The organism is Flavobacterium oncorhynchi, from assembly GCF_002217355.1.
In the GTDB taxonomy this organism is placed as follows: Bacteria; Bacteroidota; Bacteroidia; order Flavobacteriales; family Flavobacteriaceae; genus Flavobacterium; species Flavobacterium oncorhynchi.
In genome coordinates this window covers 505,437-529,410 of record NZ_MUHA01000007.1, presented here as the reverse complement: position 1 = coordinate 529,410, position 23,974 = coordinate 505,437, and the positions used below count along the sequence as shown (strand labels likewise).

General features: G+C 34.5%; 16 protein-coding genes. 6 read left to right on the top strand and 10 right to left on the bottom strand.

Annotation, left to right across the window (positions count from 1 at the left end):
- Nucleotides 1-4: 4 nt before the first annotated feature.
- From B0A75_RS07775 to B0A75_RS07755, 5 genes are all read right to left on the bottom strand, one after another.
- The gene (locus B0A75_RS07775) at nucleotides 5-3,181 is read right to left on the bottom strand and encodes an efflux RND transporter permease subunit (RefSeq protein WP_089053803.1); all 3,177 of its coding nucleotides are present in this window, start codon (nucleotides 3,179-3,181) and stop codon (nucleotides 5-7) included.
- Between the two features lie 90 nt (nucleotides 3,182-3,271).
- Nucleotides 3,272-4,339: an efflux RND transporter periplasmic adaptor subunit gene (locus B0A75_RS07770; protein WP_089053715.1), complete on the bottom strand. Its 1,068-nt coding sequence runs from the start codon at nucleotides 4,337-4,339 to the stop codon at nucleotides 3,272-3,274.
- Nucleotides 4,340-4,348: 9 nt separating this feature from the next.
- The gene (locus tag B0A75_RS07765; protein ID WP_089053714.1) at nucleotides 4,349-5,683 is read right to left on the bottom strand and encodes a TolC family protein; all 1,335 of its coding nucleotides are present in this window, start codon (nucleotides 5,681-5,683) and stop codon (nucleotides 4,349-4,351) included.
- Nucleotides 5,684-5,744: 61 nt separating this feature from the next.
- Nucleotides 5,745-6,344, bottom strand: a complete 600-nt coding sequence (locus tag B0A75_RS07760) for a TetR/AcrR family transcriptional regulator (RefSeq protein WP_089053713.1) — start codon at nucleotides 6,342-6,344, stop codon at nucleotides 5,745-5,747.
- Nucleotides 6,345-6,452: 108 nt separating this feature from the next.
- Complete coding sequence (locus tag B0A75_RS07755; RefSeq protein WP_089053712.1) at nucleotides 6,453-6,974, bottom strand: YceI family protein; 522 nt, start codon at nucleotides 6,972-6,974, stop codon at nucleotides 6,453-6,455.
- Between the two features lie 265 nt (nucleotides 6,975-7,239).
- Between B0A75_RS07755 and B0A75_RS07750 the strand changes: the two genes are divergently transcribed.
- Nucleotides 7,240-8,214 (top strand): polyprenyl synthetase family protein, encoded by a 975-nt coding sequence (locus B0A75_RS07750; protein ID WP_089053711.1) that lies wholly within the window; start codon nucleotides 7,240-7,242, stop codon nucleotides 8,212-8,214.
- A 245-nt stretch (nucleotides 8,215-8,459) separates the two neighbouring features.
- Here the strand turns inward: B0A75_RS07750 and B0A75_RS07745 are convergent, their stop codons facing one another.
- The 3 genes from B0A75_RS07745 to B0A75_RS07735 all read right to left on the bottom strand — a co-directional run bounded on the left by B0A75_RS07745 (nucleotide 8,460) and on the right by B0A75_RS07735 (nucleotide 14,268).
- On the bottom strand, nucleotides 8,460-10,328 hold the full coding sequence (locus B0A75_RS07745) for an alpha,alpha-trehalase (protein WP_089053710.1): 1,869 nt from the start codon (nucleotides 10,326-10,328) through the stop codon (nucleotides 8,460-8,462).
- Entirely contained in the window at nucleotides 10,318-11,538 is a 1,221-nt protein-coding gene (locus tag B0A75_RS07740; protein ID WP_089053709.1) for an MFS transporter, read from the bottom strand. Before B0A75_RS07740 ends, B0A75_RS07745 begins: the two co-directional genes overlap by 11 nt.
- Before the next feature lie 90 nt (nucleotides 11,539-11,628).
- Nucleotides 11,629-14,268, bottom strand: a complete 2,640-nt coding sequence (locus tag B0A75_RS07735; protein ID WP_089053708.1) for a TonB-dependent receptor — start codon at nucleotides 14,266-14,268, stop codon at nucleotides 11,629-11,631.
- Nucleotides 14,269-14,432: 164 nt separating this feature from the next.
- Here B0A75_RS07735 and B0A75_RS07730 point away from each other — a divergent pair, with 164 nt between their 5' ends.
- On the top strand, nucleotides 14,433-15,458 hold the full coding sequence (locus tag B0A75_RS07730; RefSeq protein WP_089053707.1) for a LacI family DNA-binding transcriptional regulator: 1,026 nt from the start codon (nucleotides 14,433-14,435) through the stop codon (nucleotides 15,456-15,458).
- Nucleotides 15,459-15,499: 41 nt separating this feature from the next.
- The gene (locus B0A75_RS07725; RefSeq protein ID WP_089053706.1) at nucleotides 15,500-15,853 is read left to right on the top strand and encodes a hypothetical protein; all 354 of its coding nucleotides are present in this window, start codon (nucleotides 15,500-15,502) and stop codon (nucleotides 15,851-15,853) included.
- A 13-nt stretch (nucleotides 15,854-15,866) separates the two neighbouring features.
- Here the strand turns inward: B0A75_RS07725 and B0A75_RS07720 are convergent, their stop codons facing one another.
- Both B0A75_RS07720 and B0A75_RS07715 read right to left on the bottom strand, forming a co-directional pair.
- Nucleotides 15,867-16,454 carry a hypothetical protein gene (locus tag B0A75_RS07720; protein ID WP_089053705.1) on the bottom strand — a complete coding sequence of 196 codons (588 nt, stop codon included), beginning with the start codon at nucleotides 16,452-16,454 and terminating at the stop codon, nucleotides 15,867-15,869.
- A 50-nt stretch (nucleotides 16,455-16,504) separates the two neighbouring features.
- The gene (locus B0A75_RS07715; RefSeq protein ID WP_089053802.1) at nucleotides 16,505-17,056 is read right to left on the bottom strand and encodes a hypothetical protein; all 552 of its coding nucleotides are present in this window, start codon (nucleotides 17,054-17,056) and stop codon (nucleotides 16,505-16,507) included.
- Between the two features lie 116 nt (nucleotides 17,057-17,172).
- Here B0A75_RS07715 and B0A75_RS07710 point away from each other — a divergent pair, with 116 nt between their 5' ends.
- The 3 genes from B0A75_RS07710 to B0A75_RS07700 all read left to right on the top strand — a co-directional run bounded on the left by B0A75_RS07710 (nucleotide 17,173) and on the right by B0A75_RS07700 (nucleotide 23,946).
- The gene (locus B0A75_RS07710; protein WP_089053704.1) at nucleotides 17,173-19,947 is read left to right on the top strand and encodes a 2-oxoglutarate dehydrogenase E1 component; all 2,775 of its coding nucleotides are present in this window, start codon (nucleotides 17,173-17,175) and stop codon (nucleotides 19,945-19,947) included.
- A 72-nt stretch (nucleotides 19,948-20,019) separates the two neighbouring features.
- Nucleotides 20,020-21,255: a 2-oxoglutarate dehydrogenase complex dihydrolipoyllysine-residue succinyltransferase gene (gene odhB / locus B0A75_RS07705; RefSeq protein ID WP_089053703.1), complete on the top strand. Its 1,236-nt coding sequence runs from the start codon at nucleotides 20,020-20,022 to the stop codon at nucleotides 21,253-21,255.
- A gap of 216 nt (nucleotides 21,256-21,471) precedes the next feature.
- Nucleotides 21,472-23,946, top strand: a complete 2,475-nt coding sequence (locus B0A75_RS07700; RefSeq protein ID WP_089053702.1) for a TonB-dependent receptor — start codon at nucleotides 21,472-21,474, stop codon at nucleotides 23,944-23,946.
- Nucleotides 23,947-23,974 lie beyond the last annotated feature (28 nt).

Below are 23,974 nucleotides of genomic sequence, written 5' to 3'. Positions count from 1 at the left end.
ACAATTAATGGGTGTGTTTCGGATTAAAACCGTCTTCACTTACTTCTGTCGGCACGTAATCTGCAAACATTTCAGCTTCGTAATCAATTTTTTCTCCTTTAGAGAATTTATGAATAATTTTCTCCATTATATTATAAATTACTGGAACTACAATTAAGGTTAGGAATAAAGAAGAAATTAATCCTCCAATAATTACCCAAGCCAAACCGTTTTTCCACTCAGCTCCAGCTCCAGATGCTAATGCAATTGGGAACATACCAAATACCATCGCAATTGTTGTCATCAAAATCGGACGCAAACGAGCGTGATTTGCTTGAATTAATGCTGTTCTGATCGATTCTCCAGCTGCTCTACGCTGATTGGTATAATCGACAAGCATGATCGCATTCTTACACACCAGACCAATCAACATGATAATACCTAAAATGGTAAAGATATTTAATGAGTTGTTTGTTAATGCCAAGGCAAGCATAGCTCCAATAAACGAAAGTGGAATAGCAAACAATACTACGAATGGATGCACAAAACTGTCGTACAAACTCACCATTACAAGGTAAACTAAAATAATTGCAGCTAATAATGCGATTCCTAAAGTACCAAATCCTTCAGATTGGTTCTCCATATCACCACCCCAAATATAGTTTACTCCAACTGGTTTTTTCAGCTTATCTAATTTTTCCTGCCATATTCCAACAATTGTACCTGAAGGAACTCCAACGTTTTGTCCTTTTACAGTTACAGATGCTGATTTGTCTCTACGCTCTAACTGGCTAGGTCCAGAACCTTCTGTAATATCTGCAAACTGAGACAGTTTAATTTGCTGCCCAGCATTGTTTATGAAAATCAAGTTACTTACATCAGTAATACTTTTTCTGTCGAATGCATTGTATCTAATGTTGATATCATATTCGTATTCACCAGCTCTGTATTTACCATCTGTGTTTCCGCTAAAAGCAGTTTGCATGGTTAGACCAACTGTTTGAAGTGTTAATCCTAAAGCGGCCATTTTATCACGGTCTACTTTTACGTTAATTTCAGGGTTTCCGTCCTCAACAGTCAATTTGATCTCTGTTGTTCCAGGAATTTTACGTAATTCAGCTTCTGCTAATTTTGCAAATGCCATCGCGCTTTCTGTTGATGGACCTGTTACAATTAATCCTAACGTTGCATCTTCAGCTGTTCCTAAAATACCTACCGGTACCGTTTTTACTTTCGCTCCAACTAATACTTTTTCAAGTTTACGTTTAATTTTTGCCGCATAAACTGATGCGTCATCTTTACGATCTTTTTGATCGATCATTTTTACGTCAATCTCCGCTTTGTAAGCTGTAGCCTGCGATGCTCCAAAACCTTCACTGGTTTGTCCTACTGTCGTAATTTGACTGTGAACATATTCTTCATTTTTAAGGAATGCTTCTGCTCTTTGAGTCATGAAGTTGGTTTGTTCTAACGAAGCGTCTTTTGGCATTTCGATTTGAACTAAGAACTCTCCACTATCAGATGATGCAAAAAACTCTCCTCCAATGAAACCTCCGCCCATTAATCCAACTGTCGAAACTAAGAAAAGTACAATTACAACAGCAAATGTTTTAATATAATGATCTAAACACCAAGTTAACAAATGAGAAACCCAGTTGGTAAAACGTGTTAAATACTCTTCGAAACCAAGAATGATTCTTCCAAATAAATTTTTCCCTTCAATATGCTCTAATTTCCCAAAACGAGATGACAACCAAGGAATAATTGTAAATGAAGCCAACAATGATAACATCGTTGAGATAATTACGGTAACACAAAATTGTGTAATAATATTAGATACTAAACCAGAACTCATCGCGATTGGCAAGAATACCACGACAATTACTAAAGTAATCGAAGTTACTGTACCACCAATTTCAGCAGTTCCGTCATAAGACGCACGAATTCTGCTTTTACCCATTTCCATGTGCCTGTAGATATTTTCTAATACCACAATCGCATCATCGACCAGAATACCTACAACTAGAGACAATCCTAATAAACTCATTAAGTTCAAAGTATATCCCATTAAATAAATACCAATGAATGTAGCAATTAACGATGCAGGAATAGATACCATTACAATCAATGAGTTTCTAATACTGTGCAGGAAGAACAACATTACAAAGGCAACAAGAACTACTGCAATTAATAAATCGTGTACTACAGAATCTGCCGCTTCAAGTGTAAATACTGTACTGTCTTTTGCAACTTCTAATTTTAGTTGATTTTCTTTATAATCTTTTTCAAGAGTTGCAATCGTTTTTAATAAATGTTCACTTACCGCTACCGCATTTGCATCTGATTGTTTTACGATTTGTAAAACGATCGCACTTTTTTGATCTACACGTGATATTTTCTCCGCAATTTTTTGCGTATCCTGAACATCAGCAATATCACTTAAACGAACTTGTATTCCGTTTTGAGAAGAAACTACTAAGTTTCTTAATTCTTCAACACTTTTATATTTACCCGCTAAACGAATTAATATTTTTTGATTACGAGTTTGGATATTTCCTGTTGGGAAATCTAAGTTTGACGTTAAGATATTTTGTTGTACCTGAGGAACTGACAAGTTGTAACCCTGCATTTTTACTGCATCAAGATTTACTTGAATTTCACGCTCTGATCCACCAATAATATTTACCTGAGCGACACCTTGTACACGAGATAAAATAGGCGCAATTTTTTTATCAATTAAGTCATAAAATGCAGCTTCATCCATTTTTCCGTTAGCACCAAGCGTCATAATTGGTAAATCACTCAGCGAGAATTTGGTCAATGCCGGCGTTTTAACATCATCTGGTAAATCACTGATGATTGCGTTAATTTTTCGCTGTGCATCGTTCAAAGAGAAATCGACTTTTGCGTTTGATGTTAATGTAATCGATACGATTGATAAACTTTCGTACGATTTAGAGTCAATTTTCTTGACATTTTCTAAGGATGCAATCGCATCCTCAATTTTCTTGGTCACAGTATTTTCAACCTCACTTGGAGAAGCTCCAGGATAAACGGTAGAAATGGTAATAACGTTTTGTTCAAACTTTGGGATCAGCTCGTAGCCTAGCTGGCTGTAACTGAACAATCCACCAAGTGTTAGAATCGTAAACAATACAATTACTAACGACGGACGTTTTATGGATATTTCGGCTAATTTCATATTTGTTGCTTTATGCTGTAGGCTGTACGCTATAGGCTTCAGGCTTTTTAAAGGGCTTAAAGCATATAACTTACGGCTTAAAGCCAATAATTATTTAATAATTTCTACTGTATTTCCGTCTTGTAAGTTAATCTGTCCTGTAACGATTACTTTTTCTCCATCAGATAAACCATTGATAACTTCAACTTTATCACCCAAAATTCTGCCTGCAGTTACTTTTCTTAATTTTGCAATACCATTTTCAGCTACAAAAATTTCGTTGCTGCTTACACTTCCAACAAATGCATTTCTAGGTACAACCATCATGCTTTGTTTTTGTTGTTTTGATGCAAAGTTTGCAGTTCCGTACATACCTGCTTTTAGATCGTTATTAGTGTTATTTGTAATTTCGATTTCAACAGGAAAGTTTAAAGACTCGTCAGCTTTTGCTGCAATGAAAGTAATTTTTCCAGAAAAAGTTTTGTCAGGATATACACTTGCAGTAATATTAACATGATCTCCTAATTTTAAACTTGTTACTTGATTTTCGTTTACAGTAACAATAAGCTTTAGTTTAGAAACATTTACAATATCAAACAATGCAGTTGCAGGCATACCTGTTAAGATAGATCCTGGTTCAATGTATTTTTTATTGATAAAACCATTAATTGGTGCTTTTACCTTAGTATCTCCAACATTGATATTTGCTTGTTTAAGATTAGACTCAGCATTTGTCAAAGCTAATTTTGCCTGGTCTAATTGTTGTTTAGTAACACCACCTGTTTTAAAAGCATTTTCGTATCTGCTGTAATCAGATTTTGCATTTTGATATGCTGCTTGTGCTTGTTGTGCGCTTACATTGATTACATCACCTCTCATGGTTAGCAATGTTTGACCTACACGTACATAATCACCTTCTTTAGCCAAAACGCTGATTACTTTTCCAGATTTCTCAGCTGAGAATGTTAATTCTTGAATAGGCTGAAAGTTTCCGTTTGCAACAAAATCTAATGAAACTTCTTCTGTTTTTACCGGTGAAACTTTTACTGAAACTGCTGCATTTTTTTCTGCAACAATATCTGTTTTTTCTTTATTTTCTTTCTTATTATTATTTAAGACATACCCAATCGCCCCCAGTGCTGCGATTATGATTACGATTGTTATAATAGTTTTCTTCATTGTAATTAGTTATTTAATAAGAGATTTAAGTTCGCCTTTTGATTTGATTAAAGATATTTCGGCAATTTTATAATTTAAAACTGCTCTTGTAAAATTATTTTGAGCTTCAAGAGATGCATTTTCAGCATCCAGTAAATCTGTTAATGATGCTAATCCTTGAAGATAATTATTTTTTGTATTGCTTAAAATCTCAGTCGCTAAGCGCATATTTTCTTTTTGGTTTTGGATCGTTACAAGGTTGTTGTCAATTTGAGCCATCGCATTTCTATAATCTAAATCAAGCGAAAGTTTAGTGTCTTTAATATCCTCTTGAAGCGTTCTGATTTCTACATCAGCCTGTCTTACTTTTGCACGAGTTCCAAAACCTGTAAAAATCGGTACGTGTAAGTTCAATCCAATTGCAGAGAAATCTGACCAATACACGCCATTTGAAGGTTTTGCAAACCATGGCATATTAGGTCCTTGACCAATATAATTGTAACCTGCAGTCAACGAAAGTGTTGGGTAATATCCTGCTTCAACTGCTTTTTTATTGAATACTAAAAGTTCTTCTTGTTTTTTCAAAAGCAAGTACTCTGTTCTATTTTCGACATTTGGCAGCTCAGTTAATGATGCAGGCACCACTTCAAATTCTTCTTTAGGCATATCGATTACCGTTTCAATAGGCATACCCATATAAAACTTCAAAGCATTTTCCTGTAATGTAATTTGATTTTTAATTTGCTGACGCTCAGTATCAATGTTTGACATTTTTACAACAATACGATCCAAGTCAATTTTCTTAGCCAAACCGTTATCAAACTGTCCTTTTACAATGTCACGAACCTTAGTAGTATTAACATAGTTACTATCTAACAAAACCAATCTTTCTTTTTGTACATATACAGCATAATAGTTGTTTGCCACTCTTTCAATTACCTGCTCTTCTGTTAACTGATCGTTAATTTGATAAAACTCACGAGTAGATTTTGCCGCTCTTAATCCTGTAAAAACAGATTGATCAAAAATTGCCTGAGTCAAAGAAACTCCAGCAGTTGATGTCCATTTTTGACCAAATGCCGCTTGAATAGTAGTTCCCGGCTGACCAAATCCTGCTCCATCAATAACAGTTGTTTGAATTATTGGATTATGAGTTAAATTTCCGTTTGCAGAAATTTGAGGTAATGCTCTTGAACGTATTTCCTGAATTTTGTACTCACTATTTTCAACCTGTAATTTTGCTTTTTTAGCATCGGCTTTATTTTGAAGCGCATAATTAAGTGCGTCTTTCAAGGTTAAAGTTGTTACTTGCGCATTGACCGATAAGCCAATTGTACACAAAAATATAAGAACTATTCGTTTCATATGAAATTAAAATTTGTTTTGGATTGATGATTTAAAAATCATGTTTATAATAGATTGATGATTATGCTCTAACTTTTTCGAGTTGTTTTTCTAACTCAGCTATTCCCTTTTCTGTTGCCATTGCTCTGGTATGATACTCCAAAGCTTCCAATTCTATTTCCTGCGCTTCTCTTTCAGAGACAGTTGTTTCGTTTATATGAAAAATTAAAGTGTAATAAAACTTCACATAAATGTCAATATTTAAATCGGGGCGATATAATCCTTCGCGGATTCCTTTCTCAATATTTTCTCTAAAATACTGTGTACATTGGTCGATTTCGTACGACAATACATTTTGATAAATTTCTGGGTAATGTTTCTTTAACTGATAGATTGGCGATGTGTCTGTATTGTTTTTAAACATATCACGAAACATCTCTCTAATTTCAAAATTCTCTTGAATCGAATTGAAGTTCTTAGCCACAATAGTGTCGATTATTCCATGCACTTGTTTATGAACCGTCGAAGTACTCTCTTCAATCAAAACTTCTTTATTACAGAAATACTTGTAAATCGTTTTTTTCGAAATACACATTTCACCCGCAATATCATCCATCGTAACGCTCTTAAAACCAAGCTTCAAAAAAAGTTCGCTGGCTTTCGAAATAATTTTCTCTTTCATTTTAATTTTCCGACTTGCATCACAAATATACTCAGGAAACTAAAATCTAAAAAATAGTTTCCATTATATTTGTAATAATTTTACATTAAATTACACTTTCTGTAAGATTTATATACTAAATTCTAAGTTTGCAATCAGCTTAATATCTTTGCCTAATGCTAAACCTCCGTTATGATTAAATGAATTATAATCAAGTCCAAAATCTTGACGTCTAATATCTCCTTTAATTTCAAAAGCAACTTTTCGCTCTCCATTGTAAGTATTAACGCCAATAAATTCTGCATCAAGTTCTACAACTTTAGTTACATCTTTTATCGTTAAGTCGCCTTTAAAAAAGTTAATATTATTATTCACTTTTTGAAATGAAGTCGATTTAAAGCTGATGATAGGATGCTCGTCTACATCAAAAAAATCCTGAAGCTGCAAATAAGTATCGATCTGCTGAAAGCTTTCATTTTTGTTATTTATATCCAGTGAAAATTCAACCGACGCATCTTCAATTTCATTGTCTTCGATATTCACATAACCGCCAAATTTATTCGTTGTCCCTCCTAAATAAGCAATTATCGAATGTCTCATTTTTATTAAAACATCTGATTGTGTCGAATCTAAAGTCCATGTTGTCTTCATAAATATTTGATTTTATTGAGTTTATAGCTTCCTCAAACCTCTTGCGGAAACTTTTACAGTGTTTCAAGTTTCCAAATTAACGGTGCAAATATAAACAGGAAACTCTAAACACCAAAAAAGTTTCCGTGTTTTTTTAAAATAATTTTAACTTGTTAAGAATTAATACATTTCAGGACAATTTTAGACGGAAACTCGCTTTTGGAATTTTAAGGCCAAAATAATTCATTAATGAATTGTATCTTTGAGGCTCATAAATTAGAATTTCATGCACGATATAAGTCAATACCAGGATTTTTTTATTGATTATTTAAAAAAACAAGACATACACAAAGAACCCGGGAATCTTTATGAACCTATTGAATACATTTTAGGACTTGGCGGGAAACGCATACGCCCAGTACTGACTTTAATGGCTTCTGAAGTTTTTGACACTACTTATAAAACGGCACTTCCGGCAGCAATGGCGGTTGAAGTTTTTCATAATTTTTCGTTAGTCCATGATGATATTATGGATGATGCACCTTTGAGAAGAGGACAAATAACAGTTCATGAAAAATGGAATTTGAACACCGGAATTCTTTCTGGTGACGCAATGCTTATTTTGGCTTATCAGTATTTTGAACAATACGAACCAACTGTTTTTAGAGACTTAGCCAAACTTTTCAGTAAAACTGCTCTTGAAGTATGCGAAGGACAGCAATGGGATGTTGATTTTGAAGAAAGAAACAACGTTACCATTACAGAATACTTAAAAATGATCGAATACAAAACTGCTGTTCTTGTTGCTGCAGCAATGAAAATGGGCGCAATTGTTGCCAAAACTTCAGAAAAAGAAGCCGATTTAATTTATGATTTTGGACTAAATTTAGGTTTAGCTTTTCAGCTTCAAGACGATTATTTAGATGCTTTTGGAGATCCTGAAACTTTTGGAAAACAAGTTGGCGGCGATATTATCGAAAACAAAAAGACATACTTATATATAAAGGCATTAGAATTTTCAACGCCAGAAAAAGCTGATGAATTACAAAAATTATTCAGCATTCAACTAGAGGATAATTCAGATAAAATTGAAAAAGCGAAAGCTATTTTCAACGAATCCGGGGCCTCAAAAGCGACACAAGAAACTATTGAAATGTATACTCTTAAAGCTTTTGAAACTTTGAAAAAAATGGAAATCAGCCAAGAAAAGAAAAATGTTTTAAGAACATTCGGCGAGAATTTAATGGATAGAAAAGTTTAGCTTTTAACCATAGATTTTAAGAATTATAAGATTTTTTTGTTTACCGCGAGTTTCCGCACTAATTAAATTAGTGCAATTTGTGTAATTCACGACGAAAAAAATCTTCACTTTTATTACGATAGTAAACCCGATAGATTTTTAAAACCTGTCGGGTTTGTCGTTTTTTGTCATTTTTCGACATTTAAAAGAGCTTCGACTTCGCTCAGCCTGACATTACTATTGTCATCCTGAGCGAAGTCGAAGGCTTATGAAAACAAATCATCTGGATCCACTAAATCTGATAATTTTTGTTTTAAATCGTCTTTTAAAATCGTTAAACCATACTGATACGAAGCATTCATCCATCCAAAACCTTCTTCAGTTATATAATTAAATTCGGTTCCTACGTTTCCGTATTCGGCGAAAATTTTGTGTGAGCTAATCGATAAATCAAATTTCTCCGGAATCGTTCCGTTGTAATCCACCGCGTTTCTGGTAATGAGCCAAAGCCATCTGTAGACCATTTCTTGAGCTTCTTCATTAAAATTATAATTCAGCAAACCCTCCCACAAAAGCATTTGATGCGGTGCCCAGCCAAACGGATAATCCCATTGGCGCATTGGTGCATTTTCATCTATACCTGCAATCGATTCTTTGGTACTTCCTGCAATTCCGCCTTTCATTTTAAATTTCGGAAGTGTCTTTTTTACCAAAATTTCGGCTTGTTCCGGCGTGCTTATTTTGGCCCAAAGCGGATAAAAAGTGGTCGCAGCATCAAAAACATGTTGCTTTTCATTCACAAAATCATAATCGAAATAAATTCCGTTTTCAGAATTCCATAATAATTTGTTTATTTTTTCTTTTCTCGAAGAAGCCTTTTGCAGCCAATATTCACTTGAAAACGATTTGTCTTCAAAATATTGAAATTCGTTTTTAAAATATTTCTGAATCAAAAAAGCAATATCCGTTTCGTACTTATAGAGTAAACTATTGATCGCAACTGTATTTAAATTGGCACAAATTCCAACTAATCTATTGGTTGTATCGTGACCGCTTTCGCGCATACTTCGATCATGAATAAAATATTTATCGAGTTCTTCATCAACCACTTCTCGTTCAAGATATTTTTTTTCAAATTCACGTGTAGACAGCTTATATTTTGGTGCAAACTGCTCGAGAATATCATCAAAATGTCCTTCTTCTACCTCAAACGGAAGTCCGATTCCTTCCGCTTTATAACGATTTAAACCGTTCGCCGTAAGTCGTTTTCCCTCTTCCATCCAAACGGTTTGATATTCTTTTATAACCGTTTTTAAATGTCTTTCTATCCAAAAAATATCTGGATTTGATTTTTCTAAAACATCAATAATAAGCGAAGAATAAAGCGGCGGCTGTGTGCGGGTTAAATAATAACTTCGGTTAGCATTTAGAATTTTTCCGTAATGATCAATTTGGTATTTAAAATTCTCCGCAATACCTAAAGCAAGCTCAATTTTATCATCAATTAAAAGTCCTTTGGCAATAAAATAACTGTCCCAGCCGTACATTTCATTGAATCTGCCGCCGGGAACCACAAACGGAACTCCCGAGATTTCATTGTTTTTTATTTGAAGTGCCAATGCCAGAATTCCCGGTTTTTTATTCAACGATAAAACATATTCGGGCGTAATATTTTTAGGCATCTGCACCGCTTTTAACTTTGGTGTTGAAGCTTCTAATTTCTTGAAATAATCAAAAACAATTTCGTCTCCAAAAGGCACGTACAAATAGGCAAATTCGTTTTCGATTTTATCGTCTTCCAGAATTTTCTTTACGCCAATGGCATCAATTGTTCGGGTAAGACCGCTCCAATACAGGTCTTTTATTTTTCTTGAAATTCTTTTTACAGGATCTTCGGTGATTTCATTTAAATCTATTGAAGCAAATTCGGTGTTGTTTTTCTTAGCCAGAGCCAGTTCCTGCAATAAATTCGAAAGTTGATAAGTTCCTTCAATTACTGCCGAATTTCCGTTTTCATCATTCAATAAAAAACTTTTAGGACCGTGGTCATCTATTGTAATTTTTTTATCGCCGTCAGTATCTTCCTGAGCCAATAATTTTTCGATGGTTTGGGTTATATGGAGTTTAAATTTCATCTTTTGCAGTTATTTTTTTAAGAATAAAAAAGGAGATCAATAATAAGGTCATTGGAATTAAGGTAAAATAAAAAGCTTTTTCAGGGCCTTCATTTTTAAACAGCCAGCCTGTTATTCTGGAACCCAAAGTCCCGCCAAGAGCAGAAAAAATTACAATTAATCCAGTCATAGAACTTTGCAGATTTTTTGGCAGGGCACTCAACACTATAGAATTTAATAACGGATAAATGGGCGCAATAAACAATCCTATTAAAGGAAATGCAAAACCAATTAACGGAATATCTGAAAGTGTATTGATGCTTTTTACTTCTAATCTTACTGTTTTTGGCAATACAAATGTCACGAGAAGCATGGCAGAAATAATACAGAAACTCAACACCCAAATCCAGTTTACTTTTTTGGTTACAATACCAGCAATCATTCTTCCAATAGCTAATGAAATAGCCAAAATACTAGCCATCATAATGCTGATGTTTTCCGGAAGATGAAGCACTTTTGTGTTGAATGTGGGTAACCAGGAAAGAATTCCCTGTTCAATCATTACAAATAAAAAAACGCTGATTACAAAAATAACTGTCAGCAATTTTGCCATTAATTTAAACATCTGCAAGAAATCATCTTTGAGGTTTGCTCCTGCTGCAACTTCGGTCTCTTCAAATTTTACAAAGCGTAAAAACAGAAAAGACACAAACGATAATCCTGCCAATAACCAATAAACATTTAACCATGAATTGGGATCATTTTCGTTATTAAAAGCTGGAAATAAAAAATAAGCCAGTGCAATTCCTACCATAAAAAAACCTTCAATACTGCTCATTAAAGCGTTGTGTTCTTTTTTGGTTTCGGTTACGGTTCCTATTAATGAATAAACGGAAACTTTTATCAAGGCAAACGAAACTCCAACGGTAGCAAAAAGAATTTTTGCATTGTCGAATGAGTTTCCAAAATACATAGAAATACAGGCTAAAGTAACCAAACCTAATCCTATTAACATCGCTTTTCTATAGCCTATTCTTGGTAAAAAAGAGGCTATAAAAAAGGATACAATTGCAATTGGCATGTCTTTAAAAGCTTCTAAAATACTCGCCTGAACTTCATCGACTCCGTAATTTTTCTGCGATTTTAAAATCACAATTCCTACACTGTTTAATAAAATAGCGAAGACAAAATAATTAAGATAGAGCGAGATTTTAATTCCTATGTTTTTCATTTTTTATTTGTTTGTCTGTGCTTTACTGTTACTGTGCAGAGACGCACTACTCTGCGCGCCTCTACAGTAACTCTATGTTGACTTATAAATTTAGAAATTAATCGCTACCGAAAATCTAAAAGCACGTCCTAAAATAGGTCTTGCCATAAACACATCGCTTGCTGCAGATGTTGTTTGTCTTGGATCTCCTTCTGTTAAACCAATTTCATTGAATAAATTCGAAGCATCGACTGCAAAACGAAGATTGTTATACTTGTAACTTAATCCTGCTCCCACTTCTTTGTAAGCCGGTAAAACTTGTTTGTTATCCTGATTCGTGAATTTTTTATCGAAATAAGAAAACTGAACATACGCTGTAAAATCTTTTGTAATATCGACTTCTGGTCTTAGGTTACAGAAAAACTTAGGGATTCTTCTTGCTGTATTTCCGTTAAAATCAAAAGTAGAACCATCTGCATTTGTTCCTGTAAAATTGTCGTATTCTGGTTTTTGAACGGTAAATGTAAAGTTCAGTTTCACCATTTCGTATCTTGCATTGGCTTCTACCTCAAGACCAATATTGTTTACATCGGCAAATTTATTTTCTGAAGATCCGTCAGATAAAATATCCGTGAAGGCAACATTTTTCAGATTCATGTGAAACAAATTCGCGTTTACAGAGAAGAAAGAACTTGCATATTTATATCCTAATTCAAACTGATTAACTTCTGTGTTTTCTAATTTGCTTAAATCGGCTGCGTTATCATAAAATGATTCTTCGATTGGAGATCTAAATCCGTGGCTGTAACGAACATACGAAGCCATGTTATCGTTGAATTTGTAGTTTCCTGCGGCAGTATACGACCATTCGCTTACATCATATCTCCAATATGTATAAGGATTTCCTTTTACAGTTGTAACCTTATCGTCAGCCGTATTATTATCTAAAATTCCTAAATCTTCGGCAAAAAATCTGGCATTATCTCTGTATCCTGAATATTTGTCTTTATTATATCTTAAACCTGCATTAAAAGTTAATTTGTCTGTAGCTTTAATTTCGGCATCAGCATAAACATCATTCAAAAGTCCTTTTGTCTGTGCATCTCTTTCTAACCATGTAATTCTTTCTATACCATTCCATGTATGATTAATTCCGGTTGTATTGTCTTTTACATTTAACAATCTCGGATTATCTGAAACACCTACTAAATAAGAATTCCAGTTCCAGTATTGGTTAGATTTCCAGTTAGAATAGTAGTAACCTGCTGTTAACTGCACCGGATCTAAATCAAAAGAAAAAGAGAAATTATTAGCAAAGTTGTTCATCTTTTTCTCAATGTGCCAAAGATCTGCTCTCATAATTAAAGCGTTTGGATCAAGCGTCGCACCATTGTCTACGTAAGTATAAGCTAAGTTCCCTGCTGTTGTATTTTGAACGCTTGTTGCATAGGCATCTTGAGTCCAAGGTCCGCCATTTGGAAAAATCGCATTGTAATTTAAATCGATATTGGTGTTTTTAAACGAATTTTTAAACGTTACTTTTTCCGATATTTTCTTTTTGAATTCAGCACCAATTGAGTTAATAATTGGATGTGAACCATCTTCTAAGTCTGCGCTAAAAGTTCCTCCTCCGTATTGAGGAACATTTAAATGACTTAAATTTACCGAAGTCAATGTTCCGTAATTCGGATTAAATCCCGGAATGCCTTCTACTTTTCCGTTATTGCTTTTTAGCGGAATTGGCAAATAGAATGTATTTCTGTCGTCAAGATGCTTAAAATTCACTCTTAAATAATCGTTGTCGTCAAATTTATAGGTAATGTTTCCTTTTATTTGTCCGCCTTTATTGGCTGTAAAACCAGTATTTCTTACACCATTATCAGATCTGTAAAATCCGCCGACATTAAAAAATAATTTATCCTGAATTAAAGCGCCTGATAAATTAAGATCGGTTCTGAACATTCCGTAATCTGAAGTCGTGAATTTTGCTCTTCCCTGAAAATCATTCTGACCTGTTTTAGAAATAAAGTTGATGATTCCACCCGGAGCATTGTTGGCAAAAATTGAGGCAGAACCTCCACGAACAGCTTCCATTTTGCTTACAGTTTCGTCTAATCTGTAAAATGTATCTGCATTGGCAAATTGCAAAGCTCCATCTTCAAAAACCGGTAATCCGTCTTCTTGAATTTGTACATATTCATAAGCTCCCGCAGAAGGGATTCCTCTCGCAAAAAGGTTGTTTCCAATTTCTCCTCCAGATGCTTCAACTACAAATCCCGGAATGGTCTGTAATAAAGCAGCAGTACTCGATGGCGCTCTGTCTTCGATTGCTTTTGCGCCTAATGTGGTAATGGCAACGCTGGATTCTAATTTAGATCTTGGAGCAGACGAACCTGTTACTACAACTTCTTTTAAACTTTGCGATTCTCCTTCAAGAAGTAAATTCGCTTCGACTGATTCTCCTTCTTTTACAGCTATTTTTTTCTCGAAAGTTTTATACCCTACGCTCGTTGCAATAATAGTATATGTTCCTGCTTCGATGTTTGAGAATGAATATCCTCCGTTTTCATCTGTAACGGTACTTTTTCCTGTTTCCTTAAGCGTTACATTTGCTCCTGGAACTGTCACGCCGCTATCGTCGAGTACTTTTCCAGAAACTTTGGCTGTATTTTGGGCAAACAGATTATTGGGTAAAAAAAATAGGCAAAACATTAAAAATAATGTACCTAAATAATGGTGCAGCTTTTTCATTTTTTTGTTCGGTTAGTTAGTAATTATGGTTATCACTGTCAAACTTAAAAACAAATAATAAGGAATATAAGAATTAAAAATCGAAAACGTTTTCGAAATCACCTAAAACGTTTTCGAAAATTATTTTTTCCTCAATGCAGTTTATTTTTTAGTACATTTATTTCATGAATGACACAAAATTAATAGACATAGCCTCAGCATTAGGAATATCTGTTACAACGGTTTCAAAAGCGTTAAAAGGATATACGGACATTAGTAAATCGACCCGCGCCAAAGTTATCGAAATGGCCGAAACGATGAACTATATGCCTAATTCTGTTGCGGTTAATTTAAGAACCAACGAAACCAAAACTATTGGTGTCATTATTCCTGCAACTGTTCACCACTTTTTTTCGAGTGTATTAAACGGAATTTTAGAAGAAGCCGAAAAGAGAGGTTATCTGGTTATCATATTACAATCGAACGAAAAATATGAGATGGAGAAAAAACAGCTTGCTTTATTGATTCAAAAGCGGGTTGACGGTGTTTTAATGTCACTTTCGAACGAGACCGATGATTTCTCTCATATTAATGAAGCCATTCGTAAAAACACGCCTGTTGTTTTGTTTGATAAAATTGCCAAAAGAGTGGATTGCTCTAAAGTGGTGATTAATGATGCCAAAGCGGCTTTTGATGCAGTTTCCTATCTTATTAGTAAAGGCTACAAAAGAATTGCGCATTTTAGAGGTTCGTATGTGCCGCAAAATTCGATTGATCGTTTTCTTGGCTATAAAAGAGCCCTTGAAGCGCACGGAATAGAATATGATTCGAAACTAGTTTATGTTTGCGACAACAATACTGATTTTGAAGACGGCTACGAAAATGCCCAAAAAATAATGACCGAGAATCCAGATATAGACGCCATTTTTGCGATTACCGATTTGGTTGCCATTGGCATTATAAAATATTTTAATGAGGCGGGAATCAAAACACCGGATCAGGTGGCTGTTTTTGGTTTTAGCAACTGGTTTATGAGTACCGTTATTTCGCCTAAATTAACAACAATCGATCAGCCTGGATTTGAAATGGGACATACTGCAGTTTCTATTTTAATTGATGAAATTGCCGATATGAAAGAACATCGGCCAATAACGCATCAAATTATAGAACTTCCAACGAGAATCATAGAACGAGAATCGACTGTAAAATGATTTTTTAGTTTTAACTTTGCCTCAATTCTTAAAAAGCATCAATGTTTCCGATTCCTGAAAATACCGATTTTTTATTGGCTGATGCCGAGAGAGAAAACTTATATTTAAGTCTGATTGAGCAAATCAACAAAGATTTTAATTTGGCCAATGAAGGAATCGATTTTCCGTTAAGCGTTTCTCCCGAAGAACTAAAAATTCAGCTTCACGAAAAAATCTACAGAATGATTCAGTACAAATTTGCTGAATACTTAAATCTGCTTTATATCATTGATGTTTCTGAAAACGAAATCAAAAAACTCGACGGTTCTGATTTAGTAATCTTGGCTGAACAGGTTGCTTTTCTGATTTTAAAAAGAGAATGGCAGAAGGTTTGGTTTAGGAATTATTATAAGTAAAGGTTCTGAGGGGCTAAGGTCCTGAGGTTCTAAGTTTTTTATCATTGGAACGAACGATATTATGTAATTTATCTAATTCCTCAAAAAGTCCAAAATACTGGGTATCAATTTCACTTCCGATAATTTGGAAACGACCACATTTAAAACAGATTTTTGCTATCCCAATTGTCTTTTCTTTCTTTTTGAAGATAAAAATATCCCGATACTCCGGAACACAGGCATAAGCACTCATTTGTAGAGAATCTTTTTGACTGAATACATTTTCAATTTCCTTTTGCTGTTTAATAGTAAGATTCGATTTCTTATAATTATGACTTATCAAAATTTCTTCAAAATCTCTTTTAGGAATACTATCAGGAAAATATCCTATAAATAAATCTTCAAACTCCTGATGTTTTTTTGATTTTTTACTTTTTTCCTCAAAATCAATTATGCTTTCAAGAGTATAATCCACAAAATAATGATTGATTTCATCCGAATCAAAAAAAGGTCGCAACTCTTTTTTTGCAACCACTTCCTCTTTATTATCAACATCTGACTTCTTAGAATTGTTACAGCTCAAAGCCACAATTACTGTAATTATAAAAATAATCTTCTTCAAATTTCTGCATTTAAAAACTTAGAATCTCAGCATCTTAGAACCTTAGCCCCTTAGAAATAAACTCTCACAAAAGGCATAAATCCAGATCCATACAAACTTCTGTCTGGATCATACAAAACGTCATATCGTGCACCAATGGTAACACTTCCTGTTCTGTAACCAGCGCCAAGATACAAAGCAGTATTCCAATAATTATCAGAATAACTTGGTCTGTATGGAGTCGAGTCATAATCTGTATTTACCCTTACCTGCTCTAACTCTGCTGACAATTGAATTTCTGGAATTGGGTTTACAAGCGTAACTAAACTTCCTCCATAGACAAACGAATCGTAGTAATTTTTTGAAGACAAATAACCAAATTGCAATCCTAAACCAACAGATACAATTTCATTAACATTGTAAATTGCGCTTGGCATTACAGAAATATCGGTATAACCTGAACCAATTCCAACACCAAGTCCGCCTCCAAATTGAACCCTGTCCCAAAAATGATTACTGTTGTCTATAACATACTTCTGCTGTGCAAATGTAAAACTGGAAAACAAGACTGCTATAATCACAAAAAAAGATCTGCAATCGATTGAAAATTGAATTTTATTCATAGTTAAGTCTATTTTTAACAAATTTTTACGTAAAAGTACGTAAAAAAAAGATTTAAATAAAGGCGATTGTTGTACTTTTGCCATTCTATTTAACAAAAAGTATATTCACTAATATTATGGATAGGTTTTCATTTTTAAATGCAGCGCATACAGAGTTTTTCGCACAATTATACGATCAATATTTAGTAAACCCAGACAGCGTAGAGCCAAGCTGGAGAAGTTTTTTTCAAGGTTTTGACTTTGGACAGACGGTTTATAATGACGAAAATCCAGTTCAACAGATTGTTGAATATGTGACTAGCGGCAACGCAGACTGCAGTTTGGTTTCAGAAAAACTGCAAAAAGAATTCAACGTACTAAAATTAATCGACGGATACCGTACTCGCGGACATTTGTTTACAAAAACAAACCCTGTTCGTGACCGTAGAACTTCATCTCCAACTTTAGACATCGAAAATTTCGGATTATCAACTGCTGATCTTTCTACTGTTTTTGATGCTGCACAAACAATTGGAATGACGCCTTCTTCATTGCAGGATATCGTAAATCGTCTTCAAGCTATTTACTGCCAGCATATTGGAATTGAGTATATGTATATCAGAAATCCTGGCGTTGTAAAATGGATTCAAGATAAATTAGCTGTAAATGTTAATCAGCCTAATTTCTCTACAGAAGAAAAGAAAACAATCTTAAATAAATTAAATCAAGCTGTTTCTTTCGAGAACTTCCTTCATACTAAATATGTTGGACAAAAACGTTTCTCATTAGAAGGTGGTGAATCTATTATCCCGGCTCTTGATGCTTTGATCGAGCAAGCTGCTGAAAAAGGTGTTGAACAATTCGTAATGGGAATGGCTCACCGTGGTCGTTTGAACGTTTTGGCAAACATCTTCGGAAAATCGACTCAGGATATTTTTGGTGAGTTTGACGGTAAAGATTACGATCAAGAATATTTTGACGGTGACGTAAAATACCACTTAGGTCTTACGGCTGACAAAAAAACAAGATCTGGAAAAAGCATCAACATCAATTTAGCACCAAACCCTTCTCACTTAGAGACTGTTGGAGCTGTAATTGAAGGTATTACAAGAGCAAAACAAGATAAATATTATGCTGATGATTTCTCTAAAGTACTGCCTATCGCCGTTCACGGAGATGCTGCAATTGCAGGACAAGGTATTTTGTATGAAATCATTCAAATGGCACAGCTTGACGGTTACAAAACCGGAGGAACAATCCATATTGTAATCAACAACCAAGTTGGTTTTACAACAAACTACTTAGACGCTCGTTCATCAACTTACTGTACAGACGTTGCTAAAGTAACTTTATCTCCAGTATTGCACGTAAATGCTGATGATGCTGAAGCTGTTGTACATGCTGTATCTTTTGCATTAGACTACAGAATGCAATTTGGACGTGACGTATTTATCGATTTATTAGGATACAGAAAATATGGTCATAACGAAGGTGACGAACCTCGTTTTACACAACCAGTATTATATAAAATCATTGCTAAACATAAAAACCCAAGAGACATTTACGCAGAGAAATTATTGTCTGACGGCGTAATCGATGCCTCTTATGTTAATGGTTTAGAAAAAGAATACAAATCTGCTTTAGAGGAAAATTTAGAAGCTTCTCGTAAAAAAGATCTAACAATTATTACTCCATTCATGAAAAACGAATGGGAAGGATTTGTTCAGGTGACTGACACACAAATGCTTCAAAAAGTAGATACTACTTTTGATAAAAAAGGATTGGATTCGATCATTAATACAATCTCAACATTACCATCAGACAAAAAATTCATTAACAAAATAAGCAAAATTGTTACTGACAGAAAAACAGGATACGAAAACAATACTCTTGATTGGGGAACTGCAGAAGCACTTGCTTACGGATCGCTTTTAACAGAAGGTTTTGATGTTCGTATTTCAGGTCAGGATGTTGAAAGAGGAACTTTCTCTCACCGTCATGCCGTAGTTAAAGTTGAAGATTCTGAAGAAGAAGTAATTCTATTGAATTCTATTGAAAACAAAAAAGGAAAATTTGGTGTATTCAATTCGCTTTTATCTGAATATGGTGTTCTAGGTTTTGATTACGGATATGCATTAGCAAATCCGAAAGCCTTAACAATATGGGAAGCACAATTTGGAGATTTCTCAAATGGAGCTCAAATTATGATTGACCAGTATATTTCTTGTGGAGAAGATAAATGGAACAACCAAAACGGTATTGTTTTATTATTGCCTCACGGGTATGAAGGACAAGGTGCAGAACACTCTTCTGCAAGAATGGAGCGCTACTTACAGCTTTGTGCAAGACAAAATATGTATGTTGCTGACTGTACAACGCCAGCCAACTTCTTCCACTTGCTGAGAAGACAAATGAAAACAAATTTCCGTAAACCTTTGGTGGTTTTCTCTCCAAAAAGTTTATTGCGTGATCCAAGATGTGTATCAACAGTTGACGAATTAGCAAACGGAAGTTTCCAGGAAACTATCGATGACAATACAGTAGATAAAAAAGGAGTAAAAACTTTAGTTTTTGTTACTGGTAAGTTCTACTATGACATCGTTGCTGAAAGAGAAAACAATGGAAGAAATGATGTTGCAGTTGTTCGTATCGAGCAATTATTCCCTTTCCCAGCAGAACAGCTTAAAGAAATCATTACAAAATATCCAAATGCTGATGATTACGTTTGGGCTCAGGAAGAACCTAAAAACATGGGAGCTTACAGCTTTATGTTAATGAACTTTGATCTTGTAAAATGGAGATTAGCTTCATTAAAAGCTTATGCTGCTCCAGCATCTGGAAGTTACACACGTGCTAAACGCCGTCATGCAGATGCAATTAGAATGGTATTCGATAAAAATTTATTCAGATAAAAAGAATGTTTCAAGTTTCAATTCCGATAACTATCGGAATTGAAACCATAAAAACCTTAAACAAAAACAAAGATGATTTTAGAAATGAAAGTCCCATCACCAGGGGAATCAATAAAAGAAGTTGAAATTGCAACTTGGTTAGTAAAAGACGGAGATTATGTAGAAAAAGATCAAGCTATTGCTGAAGTTGATTCAGATAAAGCTACTCTTGAATTACCTGCTGAAATGAGCGGTGTAATTACACTAAAAGCTGAAGAAGGTGATACTGTAGCTGTTGGTGCTGTAGTTTGTTTAATTGATACTGATGCAGCAAAACCTGCAGGTGGTGCAGCAGCTCCAGCAGCTGAGGCTCCAAAAGCGGAAGCTCCAAAGGCTGAAGTAAAAGCTGAAGCTCCAAAAGCAGCTCCGGCTCCAGCAGCAGCAAGTTATGCAGCTGGAACTCCATCTCCTGCGGCAAGAAAAATATTAGACGAAAAAAACATTGCTCCTGCAACAGTTTCTGGAACTGGAAAAGGCGGAAGAATTACTAAAGATGACGCTGTAAATGCAGTACCTTCAATGGGAACTCCAACTGGTGGAAGCCGTGGATCTGAGCGTACAAAATTATCTATGTTACGTCGTAAAGTTGCAGAAAGATTAGTTTCGGCTAAAAACGAAACAGCTATGCTTACTACTTTCAACGAAGTAAACATGACACCAATTAACCAAATTCGTAATGAATACAAAGATGCTTTCAAAGCAAAACATGGTGGTTTAGGTTTAGGTTTCATGTCATTCTTTACAAAAGCAGTTACTAGAGCTTTACAATTATACCCAGATGTTAACTCAATGATGGATGGTGACTACAAAATCGCTTATGATTTTGCTGACATCTCAATTGCAGTTTCTGGACCAAAAGGATTAATGGTTCCTGTTGTTCGTAATGCTGAACTATTAACTTTCCGTGGAATTGAAGCTGAAATTAAAAGATTAGCTTTAAGAGCTCGTGATGGTCAAATTACTGTTGACGATATGACTGGAGGAACTTTTACAATCACAAATGGTGGTGTTTTTGGAAGTATGTTATCTACTCCAATCATCAACCCTCCTCAATCAGGAATTTTAGGAATGCACAACATTATTGAGCGTCCGATTGCTGTAAACGGAAAAGTGGAGATTCACCCAATGATGTATGTTGCTCTTTCTTATGACCACAGAATTATCGATGGACGTGAGTCTGTTGGTTTCTTAGTTGCTGTAAAAGAAGCATTAGAAAATCCATTAGAATTATTAATGAATGGCGATGCTAAACGTGCTTTAGAATTGTAATTTCATTATTTTTAAATAAAATCAAAAAGCCTGTTCATTTATTTGAACAGGCTTTTTTTCTTACTATTAGCTTAAATCTTGCTTAAGGTGTTAATTTTTTACAGAAATGGAAATTTTGATCTTCAAAAAAGAATTAATTTAGAATAAATAAAAATAACTTGTATAGTTGCTCATCAGTGTTTAAATTTGCGCTATTAAAATCAATTCTAAATAGTAATGAAATATAAATTCACAATTTCTCTTTTGAGCTTTTGTTTTTTTCTTCTAGCAAGTGTAACTATCTCAGCCCAAGAAAAAGCAACTATAAAGGGAAAAATCACAGTAAGCAGCGACGATTCTGCAGAAGCAATTTCAATTGCTTTAAAAGGAACTAGATTTGGGACAATTACTGATGAAAATGGTAATTATAAAATTAAAAATGTAAAACCAGGAACATACACTTTAAAAGTTTCGGCTGTTGGATATTCATCAACAGAGAAAAAAATAACAGTTAATGCGGGTGAAGAGCTGACAGCAAACTTTAACATCACCTCAAACTCTGAAGAATTAACTGAAGTTGTGGTAAATGGCAGAAAAAATCGTTTTGTTCGTAAAGATAACCAACAGGTATCAAGATTACCTCTTAAAAATCTTGAAAACCCACAAGTATATACTACGATTACAGGAGAATTATTAAAAGAACAAGTTGTAACTAATTTTGATGATGCTTTAAAAAATGCATCTGGTATTACACCGCTTTGGGCCGCAACAGGACGTGCCGGAGACGGAGCCGCTTATTACTCTTTAAGAGGATTCCCGGTTCAGCCAACAATGGTTAATGGTTTACCTGGTTTAACAAACGGAAGTTTAGATCCAGCCAATATTGACAGAATTGAAATTATCAGAGGACCATCAGGAACTTTGTTTGGAAGCAGTCTGATCTCTTACGGAGGCTTAATTAATACCACTACAAAAAGACCTTATAAAACATTTGGAGGAGAAGTAAATTACACAACCGGAAGCTATGGTTTACACCGTGCAGTTGTAGATTTAAACACACCTCTTAATGATAAAAAGACTTTAAACTTCAGAGTAAATTCAGCTTACAGCAAACAAGAAAGTTTTCAGGATGCAGGTTTCAAAGAATCTTATTTTATAGCACCTTCGTTATCTTATGAAGTAAATGATAGATTATCATTCTTAGTGAACACTGAATTTATGAGCAGCGAAGCTACAAACCCAACTATGTTGTTTTTAGATAGAGGGAATCCATTAAGAGTTCATAATATTAAAGAGTTAAATTACGACAACAAACGTTCTTACACGAGTAATGAACTAACAATGAAAACTCCTTCATACAATATTCAGGCTCAAATGAATTATAAACTTTCTGAGCAATGGAGTTCTCAAACTGTGTTTTCTACGAGTTCAGCAAAATCACAAGGAAATTATACTTATTTATACGAAGGTACAAGTAACCCTCTTTTCAAATCACTTAAAGATGGAATTGTATTAGGCAGACAATTTACAGATCAGGACAATCAAAATATAACAACAGATATCCAGCAGAACTTTAATGGTGATTTCAAAATTGGAAATTTCAGAAACAGAATCGTTGTAGGCTTTGATTATTTCAAAAGAACATCTTCTGATCGCAGTTCAGGATATGTTGCAAATGGTCTTGTGTACATTGGAAATGACTTACAAACGTTTAATAACATTATTGGAAAACAAACAAACGGAGATTCTGGAGATTTAACAAAAGCAGGATCAGACGCTCTTATTGCAAACAGCCCAAGAAATAACAATAACACAAAACAAGAAGTTTATAGCGCTTACGTTTCTGACGTCATCAACTTTACACCTGCATTTTCTGCAATGTTAAGTTTACGTGCTGACCGTTTCATGAATGCCAAAAATGAAGGATACAACCAAACTGCTTTTTCTCCAAAATTAGGATTAGTGTATCAGCCAATTTTAGACAAAGTTTCCATTTTTGCTAATTACATGAATGGATTCGTAAACGTTGCTCCGGGACAAAACCGTATTTCGAATGTAACAACACCGGTTATATTTAATCCTGAGCGTGCCAACCAATTTGAAGTTGGAACTAAATTGAATCTGTTTAAAGACAAACTATACGCTACTTTCAGCTATTATGACATCCAAGTTTCTGATAAAGTTTATGTAATAGAAACTCCTTATATAGATCCTGCAGATCCAACAGCTGAATTGCCAAACGATCAGACTTCATATCAAAATGGAGCTCAGAGAAATAAAGGTTTTGAAGCAGAGTTTGTTGCAAACCCAATTAATGGTTTAAATATTGTTTTAGGATACAGTTATAATGATGCTGTTTTAACAAAAGGAGATCCGGATTTTGTAGGTCACAGATCTGAAGATTCAGGACCAAGAAACCTGGCAAACCTTTGGGCTAGTTACAAATTTACAAACGGGTTACTTAGAGGTTTTGGTTTAGGCTTTGGAGGAAATTATGTTGGTGATAACATGATCATGAACAGAAATCTTGCAGGAACATTTACAATACCAGCCTATACAGCTTTAAATTCATCGCTGTTTTACAATGTTGAAAAATTTACAATCACACTTAAATTAAACAACATTACAAACAAAGAAATATATGATGGATGGTCAACAGTACATCCAAAAGATGCCAGAGCTTTGATCGCAAGTTTCTCTTATAGATTCTAATAAACAAATAACAAAACACCTTGCAGTT

Coding starts and splice junctions, on each gene's coding strand:
- B0A75_RS07710 (WP_089053704.1), top strand. CDS start 17,173: ATGGATAGGTTTTCATTTTTAAATGCAGCGCATACAGAGTTTTTCGCA.
- B0A75_RS07700 (WP_089053702.1), top strand. CDS start 21,472: ATGAAATATAAATTCACAATTTCTCTTTTGAGCTTTTGTTTTTTTCTT.
- odhB (WP_089053703.1), top strand. CDS start 20,020: ATGATTTTAGAAATGAAAGTCCCATCACCAGGGGAATCAATAAAAGAA.
- B0A75_RS07755 (WP_089053712.1), bottom strand. CDS start 6,974: ATGAAGACAACATGGACTTTAGATTCGACACAATCAGATGTTTTAATA.
- B0A75_RS07775 (WP_089053803.1), bottom strand. CDS start 3,181: ATGAAATTAGCCGAAATATCCATAAAACGTCCGTCGTTAGTAATTGTA.
- B0A75_RS07725 (WP_089053706.1), top strand. CDS start 15,500: ATGTTTCCGATTCCTGAAAATACCGATTTTTTATTGGCTGATGCCGAG.
- B0A75_RS07770 (WP_089053715.1), bottom strand. CDS start 4,339: ATGAAGAAAACTATTATAACAATCGTAATCATAATCGCAGCACTGGGG.
- B0A75_RS07745 (WP_089053710.1), bottom strand. CDS start 10,328: ATGAAATTTAAACTCCATATAACCCAAACCATCGAAAAATTATTGGCT.
- B0A75_RS07715 (WP_089053802.1), bottom strand. CDS start 17,056: ATGAATAAAATTCAATTTTCAATCGATTGCAGATCTTTTTTTGTGATT.
- B0A75_RS07735 (WP_089053708.1), bottom strand. CDS start 14,268: ATGAAAAAGCTGCACCATTATTTAGGTACATTATTTTTAATGTTTTGC.
- B0A75_RS07730 (WP_089053707.1), top strand. CDS start 14,433: ATGAATGACACAAAATTAATAGACATAGCCTCAGCATTAGGAATATCT.
- B0A75_RS07740 (WP_089053709.1), bottom strand. CDS start 11,538: ATGAAAAACATAGGAATTAAAATCTCGCTCTATCTTAATTATTTTGTC.
- B0A75_RS07760 (WP_089053713.1), bottom strand. CDS start 6,344: ATGAAAGAGAAAATTATTTCGAAAGCCAGCGAACTTTTTTTGAAGCTT.
- B0A75_RS07750 (WP_089053711.1), top strand. CDS start 7,240: ATGCACGATATAAGTCAATACCAGGATTTTTTTATTGATTATTTAAAA.
- B0A75_RS07765 (WP_089053714.1), bottom strand. CDS start 5,683: ATGAAACGAATAGTTCTTATATTTTTGTGTACAATTGGCTTATCGGTC.